At 42.1% G+C, this 14,561-nt stretch carries 10 protein-coding genes and 1 pseudogene; 3 read left to right on the top strand and 8 right to left on the bottom strand.

The genetic code is table 11. The features are described from left to right. Window positions 1-74 precede the first annotated feature (74 nt). On the top strand, window positions 75-1,760 hold the full coding sequence (locus tag HWQ40_RS24370; RefSeq protein WP_292782904.1) for a SulP family inorganic anion transporter: 1,686 nt from the start codon (window positions 75-77) through the stop codon (window positions 1,758-1,760). Window positions 1,761-2,317: 557 nt separating this feature from the next. On the opposite strand, the gene HWQ40_RS24365 is transcribed toward HWQ40_RS24370, so the two are convergent. The 4 genes from HWQ40_RS24365 to HWQ40_RS24345 all read right to left on the bottom strand — a co-directional run bounded on the left by HWQ40_RS24365 (window position 2,318) and on the right by HWQ40_RS24345 (window position 9,226). Further along, entirely contained in the window at window positions 2,318-5,878 is a 3,561-nt protein-coding gene (locus tag HWQ40_RS24365) for an AAA-like domain-containing protein (protein WP_292782901.1), read from the bottom strand. A gap of 402 nt (window positions 5,879-6,280) precedes the next feature. Next, on the bottom strand, window positions 6,281-7,264 hold the full coding sequence (locus HWQ40_RS35735; protein WP_366934027.1) for a formylglycine-generating enzyme family protein: 984 nt from the start codon (window positions 7,262-7,264) through the stop codon (window positions 6,281-6,283). A 365-nt stretch (window positions 7,265-7,629) separates the two neighbouring features. Next, on the bottom strand, window positions 7,630-8,301 hold the full coding sequence (locus tag HWQ40_RS24350; protein ID WP_292782898.1) for a pentapeptide repeat-containing protein: 672 nt from the start codon (window positions 8,299-8,301) through the stop codon (window positions 7,630-7,632). Window positions 8,302-8,551: 250 nt separating this feature from the next. Further along, entirely contained in the window at window positions 8,552-9,226 is a 675-nt protein-coding gene (locus HWQ40_RS24345; protein WP_292782895.1) for a cadmium resistance transporter, read from the bottom strand. Window positions 9,227-9,760: 534 nt separating this feature from the next. Between HWQ40_RS24345 and HWQ40_RS24340 the strand changes: the two genes are divergently transcribed. Next, window positions 9,761-10,201 (top strand): Crp/Fnr family transcriptional regulator, encoded by a 441-nt coding sequence (locus tag HWQ40_RS24340; RefSeq protein ID WP_069074674.1) that lies wholly within the window; start codon window positions 9,761-9,763, stop codon window positions 10,199-10,201. Window positions 10,202-10,327: 126 nt separating this feature from the next. Here HWQ40_RS24340 and HWQ40_RS24335 read toward each other — a convergent pair whose 3' ends face one another. The 4 genes from HWQ40_RS24335 to HWQ40_RS24320 all read right to left on the bottom strand — a co-directional run bounded on the left by HWQ40_RS24335 (window position 10,328) and on the right by HWQ40_RS24320 (window position 13,754). Next, complete coding sequence (locus HWQ40_RS24335; protein ID WP_099102136.1) at window positions 10,328-10,555, bottom strand: hypothetical protein; 228 nt, start codon at window positions 10,553-10,555, stop codon at window positions 10,328-10,330. Window positions 10,556-10,888: 333 nt separating this feature from the next. Beyond that, a complete protein-coding gene (locus tag HWQ40_RS24330) occupies window positions 10,889-11,887 on the bottom strand; it encodes a D-alanine--D-alanine ligase (protein WP_292782893.1) in 999 nt (332 codons plus the stop codon). A gap of 90 nt (window positions 11,888-11,977) precedes the next feature. Beyond that, window positions 11,978-12,364: an SET domain-containing protein gene (locus HWQ40_RS24325; RefSeq protein ID WP_292782891.1), complete on the bottom strand. Its 387-nt coding sequence runs from the start codon at window positions 12,362-12,364 to the stop codon at window positions 11,978-11,980. 229 nt (window positions 12,365-12,593) lie between these two features. Next, window positions 12,594-13,754, bottom strand: a complete 1,161-nt coding sequence (locus HWQ40_RS24320) for a KamA family radical SAM protein (RefSeq protein ID WP_292782889.1) — start codon at window positions 13,752-13,754, stop codon at window positions 12,594-12,596. A gap of 545 nt (window positions 13,755-14,299) precedes the next feature. Here HWQ40_RS24320 and HWQ40_RS24315 point away from each other — a divergent pair. Beyond that, window positions 14,300-14,561 (top strand): annotated as a pseudogene (locus HWQ40_RS24315) (hypothetical protein); the annotation flags it as partial.

The following is a 14,561-nucleotide window of genomic DNA, read 5'->3' as shown; positions in this document are numbered from 1 at the left end:
GAAGTCTACCGGAAAGATGGAATAACATTTGTGTGTGCTTCAACAAATTCTGTACAAGAGTTGAAAATGACGATATGACAATATCTGATATCCTCAAAGAACCACTGCTTTTGCGTCTGAGTCGCTTGTTTAATGGACTGCGTGGCGATTTCACGGGAGGACTAACAGCAGCAGTCGTAGCATTGCCTTTGGCTTTAGCCTTTGCCGTAGCCAGTGGTGTGGAACCAAAAGCGGGACTTTACACCGCGATTGTGGCGGGAATTGTCGCCGCCATTTTTGGTGGTTCGTCAGTACAGATTACAGGGCCAACAGGTGCAATGGCTGTGGTTTTGGTGGGAATTGTCGCCAAGTACGGCCTTGAGAAAGTTTGGATTGCTGGGGTAATGGCTGGGATTATCCAGATTGCCTTGGGGGTTGCCAAACTTGGACAGTTAGTAAAGTTTATTCCCTATCCGGTGACGGCAGGTTTTACTAATGGTATTGCCGTCATTATTTTTTGTGGTCAGTTAAATAATTTCTTTGGTTTAAAATTACCACGTAGCGAACATTTTTTGCCGGGACTGTGGCAAAGTCTAACTCATGTAGAAGCTCTAAATTGGGCAGCAGTTGCCTTAGCAGTTGTGGTGATTGCAACTAATATTTTATGGCCCAGAATCAATACGACAATACCAGGTTCTTTAGTGGGACTGGTGTTAGCAACAGCGATCGCTTCTGCTTTCCATCTGAATGTACCTACAATTGGCACGATTCCTCAATCTTTACCGATGCCTCAAGGTATTCCCCACTGGAATGATTTTAGTGTGATTCGAGAACTAATTAACCCGGCTTTGGCTTTAGCGGCACTGGGAAGTATTGAATCTTTGCTATCGGCGGTGGTAGCTGATGGGATGACAGTCAGCGAGAAACATAATAGCGATCGCGAATTAATTGGTCAAGGTTTGGCTAATATGATTGTGCCATTTTTTGGGGGCATCCCTGCCACAGGTGCGATCGCTCGGACTGCTGTAAATGTTCGTTCTGGCGGTAAAACCCGACTATCTGGGGTAATTCACGGTCTTGCTTTAGCCATCATCGTTTTAACTTTAGCACCCCTAGCAGCACAGATTCCTTTAGCAGCACTTGCTGGGATTCTGATGGTAGTTAGCTTGCGAATGATTGAATGGGAAGCCATTGGTTTATTGATGCGTGCTACCTACTCAGACTTTGCTGTGATGATTCTCACCTGGCTAGTGACAATCTTGTTTGACTTAGTTCTCGCTGTCGAAGTGGGATTGATTGCAGCCGGAGCCTTGTTCATTAAACGGATGAGCGATTTAAGTTTAGTTAAAATACCTGAAACCGAAGTATTTCCCCCTGGTACTCCTCTAGAATTAGGTAAGGAAATTGCCGTTTATCGGGTAGATGGCCCCGTATTTTTTGGTGCTGCTGAACGATTTGCTACCTTCCTCCGCGATGAACCGGAAGTAAAGTATTTAATTCTCCGGTTGCGGTTTGTGCCAAATATGGACACAACTGGGTTAGTAGCCTTAGAGGATATTTATCACGACTTGGAACGGCACAATTGCCGATTAATTCTCACAGGTTTACAACCCGAAGTCCAACAACTACTAGAACGCACAGGATTGTTAAAAACAATTGGGTTATCAAATTGTTTTGAAACAACCACAGAGGCGATTTGCTCTATCTCTCCTCAGATTGCATGTTCTCAACCTGTAGCGGCTATTTTGAAAACAAAAGAATTGATGGAATTAAATGACTGAAAATATTTTGCTAATTCAACCCCAAATAACTAAAGCGATGCTTTGTTTTCCCTAAAAGCAAGCCTAATCCCTCTTTTGTCACTCTGGGGAAATAAAAATTGAGCCTAAATGATGAAACCTAGATTTGGTGAGAAGATTAGCGATCGCAAACTAATAGAAACCTCCAAACAAAGCTCTATAGGCAAAATCCTGTCTGGGCAAGAGTTACAGATTATTCTCTGCCGAAAGTGACAAAAGAGAGATTAGACTTCCAACATTCGACTTTGTATATCACGCCCTTCACATTACTTTCATTAGGAATCATGGATTAATTAGATACGCTAATAGATTAATTTTAAATTTTACTATATTTATTTTTTGACATTTAAAAATTCAATCAGCGAATGTACTGATTCGTAGTATGTTCAATATCTAGTATGACTATAAAATTTCTACTACAAAATATTCGTAAAAGTCTTTGAAAATAAGAAAATTTAAGCAGTTTAAATCTCGTTAGTTATAAAATTCTGTTAGTACTGTTTAGCGCATAAGAATATATATTTTAAGGTAAGTAACACTTAGTCAGAGTTTCTCTTTAAACCGTCACATATATGCATGTCACTCTGATCATCAGGAGGATTAGTTTGAAAATACTTGTCAATAAAATTGCACCCTTCGTTCAGTAAATAATTAAAATCCCACCTCCACAGTCTCACGGTATTGTCAGCACTTGCAGATGCCAATACCTTACCATCTGGGCTAAAGCTGATGCTATGAACCCAGTCTGTGTGTCCAGTGAGAGTTTTGAGTAACTTACCTGTGGTAGCATCCCACAGTTTTACCGTATTGTCACCACTTGCAGATGCCAGTACCTTACCATCTGGTCTGAAACTAACACGACTAACCCATTCTGTATGTCCTTTAAGAGTTTTGAGTAACTTACCAGTGGTAGTGTCCCATAGTTTCACTGTATTGTCAGAACTTGCAGATGCTAGTACCTTACCATTCGGGCTGAAACTGACATTATTAACCTCATTTCTATGCCCACTAAGAGTTTTGATTTCTTTGCCAGTGGTAATATTCCACATTTTCACTGTTCTGTCAGCACTGGCAGATGCCAATACCTTACCATCCGGGCTAAAGGCAACTCCCCAGACTTCAAGTTTATGCCCTTTAAGAGTATTGAGTAGTTTGCCAGTGGCACTGTCCCACAATTTTATCGTTGTGTCAGCACTGGCAGATGCCAATATCTTGCCATTTGGACTAAAGCTAACTTTATTAACAGGCTTTATATGTCCTTTAAGAGTTTTAAGTAACTTGCCAGTAGTGATATCCCACAGTTTCAGCGTAGTGTCAAGACTTGCAGATGCCAGTATTTTGCCGTTCGGACTGAAACTGACACCTAAAACCCATTCTTTATGTCCTATAAAAGTTTTGAGTAACTTACCATTAGTGGTATCCCACAATTTCACAGTTCTGTCACGACTTGCAGATGCTAGCATCTTGCCATCTAAGCTGAAGCTAACGTCTTGAACTACGTCTGTATGTCCACTGAGGGTTTTAATTTCTTTGCCAGTGCCAGTGTCCCATAGTTTCACAGTTCTGTCAGAACTTGCAGATGCCAGTATCTTACCATTTGGGCTGAAACTGACGTTATTAACGCTACTTGTATGCCCTTGAAAAGTTTTGAGTAACTTACCAGTAGTAATATCCCATAGTTTCACAGTTCTATCAGAACTTGCAGATGCCAGTATCTTACCATTTGGGCTGAAACTGACGTTATTAACGCTACTTGTATGCCCTTGAAAAGTTTTGAGTAACTTACCAGTAGTAATATCCCATAGTTTCACAGTTCTATCAGAACTTGCAGATGCCAGTATCTTACCATTTGGGCTAAAACTGACGTTATTAACCCCGTCTGTATGTCCTTCAAAAGTTTTGAGTAATTTATCAGTAGTAATATCCCATAGTTTCACAGTTCTATCAGAACTTGCAGTTGCTAGTATCTTGTCATTCGGGCTAAAACTAATACCAATAACTGGATTTGTCTGCCCAGTAAGAGTTTTGATTTCTTTGCCAGTGGTAGTGTCCCACAGTTTTACAGTGTTGTCACTACTTGCAGATGCTAGTATCTTGCTATCCGGGCTGAAGCTAATGCTGTCAACTGCATCTGTATGGCTAGTGAGAGTTTTGATTTCTTTGCCAGTGGAAATGTCCCACAGTTTTACAGTGTTGTCACTACTTGCAGATGCCAGAATCTTACTGTTTGGGCTGAAGCTGATGCTATTAACTTCCTTTGTATGTCCAGTGAGAGTTTTAATTTCTTTGCCAGTGGCAATGTCCCACAGTCTCACAGTTCTATCAGAACTTGCAGATGCCAGGATCTTACCGTTTGGGCTGAAACTGACGCTATTAACTCGCTTTGCATGTCCTCCTAACGTATTTGGCACCGCGACGTTGTGAATTGTGTGCAGTAATGTTAGTTCTACTTCCCTGCGGGTATCGGCATCTACCCACAGTGTACGTTGCATTTGCACAACAGCTTTTAAACTTATTTTCAAAGCTTCCTCTGGATCTGACTTCAATGCATCATCTGAAGCATTAGCAAGGGAATTAATATCACGTATTGCTATACCCCGTAGAGTAACTATTCCCAGTACTACAGAACCTGCAAGAGTTAACCCAAAGATTACAATACCTATACGTATCAGCCGATTAGCTTTTTGATTTGCTTCTATCAAAACATTGTTGGCTCGCTCCAATAAAAGCCTTGCTTTTTCTTCTACATCTAAACGTTTCTTGACTTCTTGCTTGTCTAGCTCTTGGCTGGCGGCTAAAAACTGATGATCTAAATCACTCAAGCTTTTTCCCACTGCCCAAGCTTGTGCATCTTGCAAGGCTTGTCCTCGTAACAGACGCGACTCATCTTGACATCCAGAAGTGAGCCACTGACTCAATGCATTAGCATAAGGGCGTAGTTTCACTAATTCCCGTTCGCACCAATTTAGGGAAAATACTTGCTCATAGATACGGTTGTAAATTCGCAGCTTACCATCGCGTTTAACTGCTACTCCTGTCAGCCGCAGTTCAGTTTGTTCAGGCCTATCATCAGCTTCTATTTCTCCCTGTTGTAAAATCTGTTGGCACAAAGCTAGCAATCTTCCAGTACGTTGTTCGCTACTTTGCAACAGTCTTTGTTGTACTGTTCTCAAATGCTCTGGCTCATCTTGCATTTCCCAATTCTTAATAATATGAGTTTGTACAACATGAGCAACAAAATCTTGCGGTTTATATGTTGTAGATTGAAAATCAGGAGTTAGTGCTTCTGTGTCTTCTGCTATATTCCGATTTTCCGCTTTGATTTCCTTTGCAGATTGTGCCACCAGTTTACAAACTTTCTGAGTTAGAAACGGCTGTCCTCCAGTCCAATTTAGTATTGCTTGCATCAAGTCTTGTAAATTACCTATTGCAGCTAGCCCTTTTGCTAGTAGCTGTGCTTCTTCCAGCCGAAATCCTGTTATATCAATGGCTCGACCAATATTAAACGGTGTCCGTTGCTTATCTTCAATTAAGTCTGAAGGAGTAGACACACCCAAAAGTGCAAAAGTCAGGCGTTGATATGCTGGCTCGTCTGCACGGCTGTTATAACATTCTCGGATGACTGCAAAGAAATCATCAGTATTAAATTTTATGCTTAAAATACTGTCAATTTCATCAATAAAAATAACAATTTTTGTCTCAACTAGTTTTAGTAATACTTCTTGGATAAATTTTTTGAATATTTGAACATATGGTAAAAATCTATTGCTTTCCCACCAAGTATTTATATCAAAACTATATAATTCCAAGCTATTAGTAATACTGTCTATTATGCCAGCATACCATTGCTCTTGTGTTGCATCAATAACACTGATATCAATAGCAGCACAAGCAATTCCTTCTTTCTGTAAACGTTGCATAGTCTGCACCCGCAAACTTGATTTCCCCATCTGCCGACTGTTGAGGACATAACAGAAGTGCCCTGCTTTTAGGCTTTCATACAGGTCTTGGTCAGCTTGCCGTTGCACATATGTTGGTGCATCGCTTGGTAAAGTACCACCAACTTGATACTCATAAGACGGGTTTAGCTGTCTATCCATCACTAATCAGTTATTTAATATAGGCGTTGCATAGTTATGAAGCACTTATAGCATTTCTCTGGCAAATGAAGTACACGGGTGGGGGCGAACGGCCGTACCCTGCGGGAGCGCCTCACCCTGCAGCTTGGTGCAGTCAATCATGTGGCGCACGACTTATAGTCGTTCGGCATTTATTTGTGCAAAATTGGGATGTTTCCTTGCAAACCTTTCATTTTTCACATTGACTTTCTAAGTCTGTTAATAATTTGGCGTTGCATAATTGCGGGATGATTTGAGAATTTACATCAATAAATAATCACCACGTCTTTGTGTCTATGCGTCTGTGCGTCCGCCTCAATCATCCCATTATTCAGCAACGCCAATATATTTCTATCTAGTGGCTCTAGCTTGACAGACTTCCGCTTAGGTAAACACAACTCGGAAGCCGATGTAGTAGCTTATGTCGTACAATCCAGTCTTGGCACGACTTGCTGCCCTACATAGCTCTGAGTAATCAGTCCACGAACCCCCACGCGTCACTCGGAATGGATTCTCATCATTAGACAGCCATACACTTCCGTCTGACGGCGCTTGCTCGTAGTTATCATGCCAGTGGTCAGCGCACCATTCCCTGACATTACCATGTAAGTCACATAAGCCAAAGGCATTAGTAACCTGAAAAATTCCTACTGAAGTAGTCTGTTTACGATATTCGCCTTGGTGTTTCCGCAGAAAGGAAGATATATTTTCCCCACAGTGATTTTTTGAACTGGGATTGTCAGGCTTACTTCCAGAGCCATCGTTATCCCCACTTCCAGAGCCATCGTCCCCACGTCCAGTGCCATTGCCATTTGCAAAAGTCTCAAAACTTGCTGTTTCAGGACTCAATATAATTTTAGGGGCAGAACCATAGGTGAAGCGTCCATTATAGTTCGCTAATTCAGTAACTATAGTCTCACCAAAATGAAAAGGGGTCGTGGTTCCGGCGCGACAAGCATATTCCCACTCAGCTTCGCTGGGTAGTCGGTAATTTCGTCCGGTTTGTTTGGCTAACCGAGCACAAAATTCTACCGCATCATTCCAACAGACCCGTTCGACTGGTCTGTTGTCTCCTAAAAAATCGGATGGTTCAGGGTCAAGTGGGCGGTTAATTTGGGGTAGGGCTGCTACGAGCCGCCACTGTAACTGGGTGATTGGATACTTACTCATGAAGAAAGGCGCTACCTTTACTAAGTGCCTTGGACTTTCATGCTCATCCCTCCCCATTTCTGTTTCTGGAGATCCCATTTGAAAAATGCCGCTGGGAATTGCAAGCATTTCTAGTTTCTCTTGACTACCAACGCTTTCAAAGAATAACTGTGCTTTGCTAAAACGGTAGAGATATTTCTGTTCTTGCGTATCTATCATAGTATTGCCAAACTCAAATTTAGTTGTGTACTTTGTACTCTTTGGCTATAAGCAACCAGCCTGCAATCATCCGTTTCGACCAGGATTATTTGCCAATGTTTATACACTTAATAATACGTTAATAAGCGCGTAGAGAGTGGTTAATACCAAAATTAATAGCCCCGACACCGCAAAAGTGTTGCACAGCATTACCTACCAAAAACGCTTGTGATCAGCTATCCACAGTTTTGTGATCACAAGCGTTTCTTAATTTTTGATTGATGCTACGGCTTACGCTGTTAAAATCATCTTTCTCTTAAGTCACAGACTCAGAATCTGGGGCATTCCACTTAGGGACGCAAAGCCTTGCGCCCCTACAAAAGATGTTACTGAATAGCGAATCCTTCTGGTCTGATTGCATCTTCCAAATCAACGCCCATCAGGTTAGCTCCCTGGATGTTTGCATTTGTCAGATTTGTATTTTCCAAGTCTGCGTTTTGTAGGTTAGCAGTTTGCAGATTTGCTCCCAGGAGGTTGGCTTTCTCTAGGTCTGCATCAAAAAGGTTTGCTCCTACCAGGTTTGCTCCCCAAAGGTTTACCTTCCCTAAATCTGCTCCTTGAAAGTTAGCCCCTTGTAAGTTTGTTTGCTGTAAGTTAGCCCTTTCTAAGTCTGCATTTTGTAAGTTAGCACCCTCCAAGTTTGCTGCTTGCAGGTTTGCATCCTTTAACATTGCCCCAGCCAGGTTACAGCCTACACATTCATTGGTTTGTAATAAATGTCTAACGTTTTCTGCTACAGACACTATTGGCGATACAATCGGAGATATCACTGGTGCTGTCACAGGCTGCATTGGCGATACAACCGGAGATATTACTGGTACTGTTACAGACTCCATTAGTGATTCAACTGGAGCTAGTTCAGATTCTGTAGGTACGGATGGTGTTAGTGTTTGCGCTCTAGCGCTGGGCTGGATAAGCAGAGTAAATCCCGCGACAACTACCAGAAACACTGCTGTTACGAGCCACTGAGTTAATTTTTTAGAGTTTGATTGATTCATTAGTTCCTTCATAATCTGATTCCTATTGGTGGGCTTGCTTTTATAAGAGCCATCGATAATGTGCTTTATTCTCACTTTAGATAACTTGATTGATAAGAGCAAATATTATTGTTATTCATATTGATAAATTTAAGTGATTAAAAATCTTTTTGGATGGGAAACGATCGCTGATTTGTTTACTTACATCAGGGACATAGCACCCATCAGGAATTGCGATCGCGTGGACATCACTGGAGGCGATTGCCTCAACCTAATTCCCAAGCATTGCCAGACTAGGTAAAAGCCGATATGTTTCACTTTTAATCAAGATAGAGAGTCCCAAGTAAATTAAGACAAAGGGGAAGATTTTCCGACCATAGCGAGTTAAAACGGGAGCCATGAGAGGATTACGAGTCAGGTTGTAAGAGAGGAAACACCACACCCCGACAGTGAAATAACAAACACACAGAATTACACCCAAACTTGGAAGATTGCTACTGGCAAACAACGGTACATAAATTCCAATGTTGTTTCCTCCATTGGCAATGGTGACAGTGGAAACGCGGTAGGTTTGCGGATCGCGGATGATTGCTAATAGTGATTTCTTCTGGCGTACAGATTTTGCAGCAGAGGTTAAGTCAACTGATACAGCTTGTACTGTCTCTCCCTCTTCTTCTCGACTGATGAGATTACTGATACCAATGGCGACGGGAAGCAAACCCAGCAAACCAATCCAGGTGCTGGGAATAATCAGACCGCCGAAGAAACCAGGGAGACTAGCACATACTAAAGTAGTAAATCCCAGAAATTCACCGATAACAATATGCTTAGGACGAAAGCTACGATTGACTTTCCCGAAGAAAGCTGTCAAATATAAGTTGTCGTCAAAGGTAGTTGCAAAAGCGGCAGAGATTCCAATCAATAATGTACTAATTAGCCAAGTCATAATTGTTGCTCACGATAATTCAATGCTGTTTGTCTTAGTCCTCTCTGCTTCTCAATGTGAGGGCAGGTTAGGACATTTTGTGACTGTTTTCCTAACGACAACTGATCGATATTCGTTATTTATCAGCCAATTACCCAATTTTTAGAGGCGATTGCCTCCAATCAAATTGGTGATTTTTTTCTCAGCAAGGTACCTTGGGAGCTCATGGAGTCAATATTATGACTTTCAACGAAATAAGATCAAATACTCTTGTTTCTTAAAAGGATAAATAAAAGTGATTGATAACTGTACTATTTAAGTGACAAAATCACTTCCTGCTAAACCGTATAGGGAAAAGTAGCAGTTCGTCATACCGAATACTGAGTTAGTATCTGAGAAGTTTAAGAGCGATCGCTCTTATTGAAGAGAACCCTTGTCAGATAGTAAAGCCTCGGATATCCTTGACGGCTAGCATTCAACATCGGTAATATGACTAATCGCCCTCTGACTTCAGTTTTGAGATGTTCAGTAATGTTGGATTTTTAACTTGTAATTATGCTAACCAGTGTTGACCGTTTATTATTTGTCCGGCGAGTCCCGATTTTTAAGGAATTGCGGGATGATTTTATTGTGCGGCTCACTTCAGTGATGAACGAATTGTCATTCCCGGCTAATTACACCATCTTTCGACAGGGAGAAGAAGGGCGATCGCTCTATATTGTCGTGTCCGGTCGAGTTAAAGTTCACATTGGGAATAAACAGTTGGCAGAGGTGGAACAGGGAAAATATTTTGGTGAGATGGCAGTATTCGATACTCAACCTCGATCTGCCACTGCCACGACTCTAGAACCTTGTGAATTTTTAGAACTGACGCAAGAGCAACTGTATGATGCGATCGAAGAAACTCCCGAAATTGCGGTGAATATCATTCGTGAGTTATCCCGTCTGATTCGCAGATTGAACGACGATATGAATGTAACCTCTTTGCGGAGTTAATAGACAAATGTAGAGATGTAGCGCTGCTACGTCTCTACAAGGGTTCTGGATAATGTAAAATGTGGTTCAAAATAAATGAAAACTGCTGTAAGTTTGATTATTAAACTCAGCACTGATCACTGCTTATTACTTAGGTTCACCCAGACCCGGAGTTTCTTCTTTATCAACTTTAGGCACAAAATCAGGACGTTCTTTGCTTTCCCAACCTGCGGGGCGTTTCGAGTTGTACCAAGCTATTGACCCAATGGTGACAGCGGCAATAAAACCAACGACATACACCAAGGTAAAAGCAACAGGAAAATGAGGGGCAGCATCTATAGCTGGTGCTGCTGTTTGCATAAATAATAAATTCATGAGTATATTCTCCACAGTTAGGTAACAGTATTTAACACACTATAAGATGAGCGTATCACCTAACATCCCTCTGTAGTTTAGTTTGAGCAACTTCATATTGCATAAAATAAGGGCAGAGGGGCGGGGGAAGTAGCTGACAGGTGTAGGTTTGTTGCACCTAGTTGTACCTGTCAGCCTACCCCCCTGCCTCTTGTTCAGTATTTATATCATGTCCGCATAATTAGTTATCTAACCACAGTCATTACACCCCACCCCCAACCCCTCCCCTTGCTAAGGGGAGGGGAGACAAAGCGTAGCTTTGGCGAGGTGGGGTTCTTAGGGTTTAATAAGCAATTAAGCGGACATGATATTATATCTTTGCCATGCAGACTCGACTATTTGAGCAATGATTTCTGTGTATGTCACACCACCTAAACGTCCCATAATTGGCAAGTCTGAGCGGATATGATGTAATCCTGGCAATGGGTTAACCTCCATAAACTGCAACACACCGCTAGCATCGCAGCGTAGATCCACGCGGGCAGCATCACGGCAACCAAGAGTATGGTAAGCATCCAGTGCCAGTTGCCTTGCCTGTGCTGCCAGTGGTTCAGGATCTATGAGCAAACGATAAGATACCCGTTCCAGATACTCATCTTTGTTGAGGGTGGTGTAGGCAAAAGCTTCCGCTTGCCCTGTAAAAATTACTTCCATCACACCTACTACCTGTGAGTTGCTACCGTTGCCAATAATGCCTACTGTTACTTCTCTACCAGGAAGAAAGGTTTCCACGAGTATTGGTTGCTGAAAAAGTTCGTGTAACACTTGATAAGCATTTACTAGCTCCTGATGTTCTTTGACAAGAGAATGTCCAGTTACCCCTTTAGAACTGCCTTCCGCCATAGGTTTGAGGAAAAGTGGCATTGGCAGCAACACAGCTGCTGCTTCTGCAGTAGTATTCACGACCTCAAAGGGGGCTGTCGGCAAACCGCGATCGCGCACTACTCTCTTAGCCAGCGCTTTGTCTAACGTCAGGGCGCAGGTAAGCGGATCGGAAAAGGTGTAAGGTTGAGCGAATAATTCGCAGATTGCCGGGACTTGAGCTTCACGAGAGCGACCCTTTAAACCCTCAGCAATATTGAAAACCAGATCCCAGCGATCGCCTTTTGCCAAACGCAGAGCAAGTTCTCTACCATGACCGACACGTTCAACCTGATGACCTAACTGCAATAGTGCAGTTTCCAGCCCGATGATAGTTTCTTCATCGTCGAACTCCATCACCTCTGAGGCACTGAAACCAGCTTTAAGATAGTCCGCCTTCAGGTCATAACACAGACCAATGAATAATCCCATAGCCCGATAATTTTCAGTGAGAAAGCTTTCTCTGTTAGCTTTAATGTACAAATTAGGTGTCTTAATTAAGGAATTTCGATTACTAAATCCTTAATTAAGTGAAAATATCTCATCAACAACATCAAACCATATAGGAGATTTATCATCAGGAGAACCGTTGTAGTTGGCAGTAATTTCTTCTCCCGCTTCTATATCTCGGTAGGCAATCAGATCCAACTCTCGGTCGGCGAATTTTTTCACATAATAACTATTGGGATGGTAAGAATGGTTGATCAAGGAAGATAAACCTAGAGCGATCGCCGCAGCTTTATCTTCCCAATCGTAGTAATAGTTGCCCAAAATTGTTTTATCTAGGAATTCAACCTGTTCTGCGGGTATAAGAACAACTGGCACTCTCTCAATGATCTCTCCTTTCAAAAAGCGCTTCTGTGCGAAGACACCTCGACCTTTTAGGTTTGTATTACCAACAATCAACATTCCAACTAATCTCCTGCTATTACTTAGCTTTTTGGTTTGCCAAGAACTCAATAGAAACATTCCAATCGGCTCTTTTAGATGATGGCGATCAACTCGTGTACAAATATATAGTGTTATATCAAGTCCGGTTAATCACTTATGATTACCGCATCTGTGCAAAAATCGGAAAAGCCTCTTTCCCCAGCAAGAATTGCGGTCTATAATGATAAGTCTTTAGTCGGACGCGATATTAGCCCTGCTCCACTGGATCTACATAGGTGTACGTCTTACCTGCCCAATTTTGCACTGTAACTGTGCCCTTATCATAAGCAACTAGAGTCTCGGCTTGAATTGGGACTTTGCCACCACCACCAGGGGCATCAATTACATAAGTTGGTACAGCGTAGCCAGTAGTATGACCACGTAATTTAGAAATTAAATCAAGCCCAGTTTGCACACTAGTTCGCAGATGTGCAGTACCAACAACTGGGTCGCATTGATAAAGATAATAGGGTCGCACACGCAGCTTGAGAAGACCGTGAAACAGATTCTTCAGGGCTTTTTCAGAATCATTCACACCTTTTAACAGCACGGTTTGACTGCCTAAAGGAATGCCGCCATCAACTAGGCGATCGCAAGCTTGTGCGACTTCTGGGGTAAGTTCCCGCAGATGACAAAAGTGCAAAGATAGCCATACACGATGTTTACGAAGCAAGGCAACCAATTGCGGTGTAATTCGCTGTGGTAAGAAACTTGGCACGCGGGAACCAATTCGGATAAATTCAATATGCTTAATGGCACGCAGCCGCCCAAGCAAATTATCTAAAGGTTCATCAGCCATCAATAGAGGATCGCCACCGGAAATTAGCACATCACGGATCTCGGTGTGTTCCTCCAGGTAAGCAGCGATCGCATCCAACCGCCGCGTTACTGGGTACATCTCACCTTGGCTCACCAAACGAGAGCGGGTGCAGTAACGACAATAAGCGGCGCAACTGTCTAGAGCAAGCAGCAACACTCGGTCAGGGTAGCGGTGTACGAGTCCTGGCACTGGAGTGTCGTTATCTTCACCGCATGGATCTACCATGTCTGCTGGACTAGCTATTAATTCTTCTTGCCGTGGTATCACCTGTAACCGTAATGGGCAAAGCGGATCTTCTGGATCGAGTAGTGATGCAAAGTATGGGGTTACAGCTACAGCAAACTTTTCTGGTGCAATTAAAAGTCCCTGTTCTTCGGTAGCACTAAGCCTTAATAACTTCTGAAAGTGTTCCAGCTTAGTCAACCGATGCCGCATTTGCCAGCGCCAATCGTTCCAGCGTTCTTGGTTGTAAGTCTCTCCCAAAATCTGACAAATTTCTTCACACCGAATATTAGTTACTAGAGGCTCTAGAATAGTGTTTTTGATCATGATTAGACCGAAATTAAGCTGAGAATAATAAACAAATCACAGCCTAATAGAGTGCGGCGCAAATCCAGCTACCATCTCAATTAAGCAAGCAGACAAGTAGGAGCAATTCATGAATTGTCCCTACTCAAGTCCCTTGTTAAAGGTAAGCAAATTTCTGTCACAGTGTATTAGTATGTTTACTTATATTTTTAGGTAAAATAAAAAAATCTACTTCCAGGTTCACAACAAGTATCTTCCTATACAGAATATATCTATGCTGTCATAATAGCGATCGCTTTTAGAGTGTCTTTGTTAGCTTGAGTCGGTCGGTCTTTCTGTGTTGTTGCGCCGTATTAATACATAGACTAATGTCGCATATTTAATTATTTAAGGATTTTTTGGGGTGCGATCGCACGCTGCATCTGCTCAATTGTGGCTTGCCGTCGCAACGATCAAAAATGAGCCAAAAAATTCCTATTGAACTAGATGAATAGTACGTATAATTATACGTATATTACGTATATATTGATTTGATTAAATCGGCGTTTCCTGAAAACGCATACTCTATGTCTATCGGGAATTTTGGCAATATCTACTCAGATGAGCTAATTACAGGCACTGAGTTGAATCGTCAGCCTGGACGAGTTCTAGACAAAGCTTTAGAACGTCCAATTACAATTACTCGCAACGATCAGTCTTTTGCTTTGTTGCGCCGTGAGGAAGTAACTTTTCTTGTTCAAGCTGCAACACAGAGTAAAGCTGTTTTTGAGGTATTATATCATGTCCGGCTAATTAGTTATAATTCCCTTTCTCTATGCAGAAAGCCCA

It is taken from the genome of Nostoc sp. NMS9, assembly GCF_017114995.1.
In the GTDB taxonomy this organism is placed as follows: Bacteria; Cyanobacteriota; Cyanobacteriia; order Cyanobacteriales; family Nostocaceae; genus Nostoc.
The sequence above is the reverse complement of the archived record's forward strand: the minus strand, read 5'-3'. Positions and strand labels throughout refer to the sequence as shown.

Bases quoted from the DNA above. Each gene is read 5' to 3' on its own strand.
- HWQ40_RS24320 (WP_292782889.1), bottom strand. From the start codon at position 13,754: ATGATCAAAAACACTATTCTAGAGCCTCTAGTAACTAATATTCGGTGT.
- HWQ40_RS24325 (WP_292782891.1), bottom strand. From the start codon at position 12,364: ATGTTGATTGTTGGTAATACAAACCTAAAAGGTCGAGGTGTCTTCGCA.
- HWQ40_RS35735 (WP_366934027.1), bottom strand. From the start codon at position 7,264: ATGATAGATACGCAAGAACAGAAATATCTCTACCGTTTTAGCAAAGCA.
- HWQ40_RS24365 (WP_292782901.1), bottom strand. From the start codon at position 5,878: ATGGATAGACAGCTAAACCCGTCTTATGAGTATCAAGTTGGTGGTACT.
- HWQ40_RS24340 (WP_069074674.1), top strand. From the start codon at position 9,761: ATGCTAACCAGTGTTGACCGTTTATTATTTGTCCGGCGAGTCCCGATT.
- HWQ40_RS24330 (WP_292782893.1), bottom strand. From the start codon at position 11,887: ATGGGATTATTCATTGGTCTGTGTTATGACCTGAAGGCGGACTATCTT.
- HWQ40_RS24335 (WP_099102136.1), bottom strand. From the start codon at position 10,555: ATGAATTTATTATTTATGCAAACAGCAGCACCAGCTATAGATGCTGCC.
- HWQ40_RS24350 (WP_292782898.1), bottom strand. From the start codon at position 8,301: ATGAATCAATCAAACTCTAAAAAATTAACTCAGTGGCTCGTAACAGCA.
- HWQ40_RS24345 (WP_292782895.1), bottom strand. From the start codon at position 9,226: ATGACTTGGCTAATTAGTACATTATTGATTGGAATCTCTGCCGCTTTT.
- HWQ40_RS24370 (WP_292782904.1), top strand. From the start codon at position 75: ATGACAATATCTGATATCCTCAAAGAACCACTGCTTTTGCGTCTGAGT.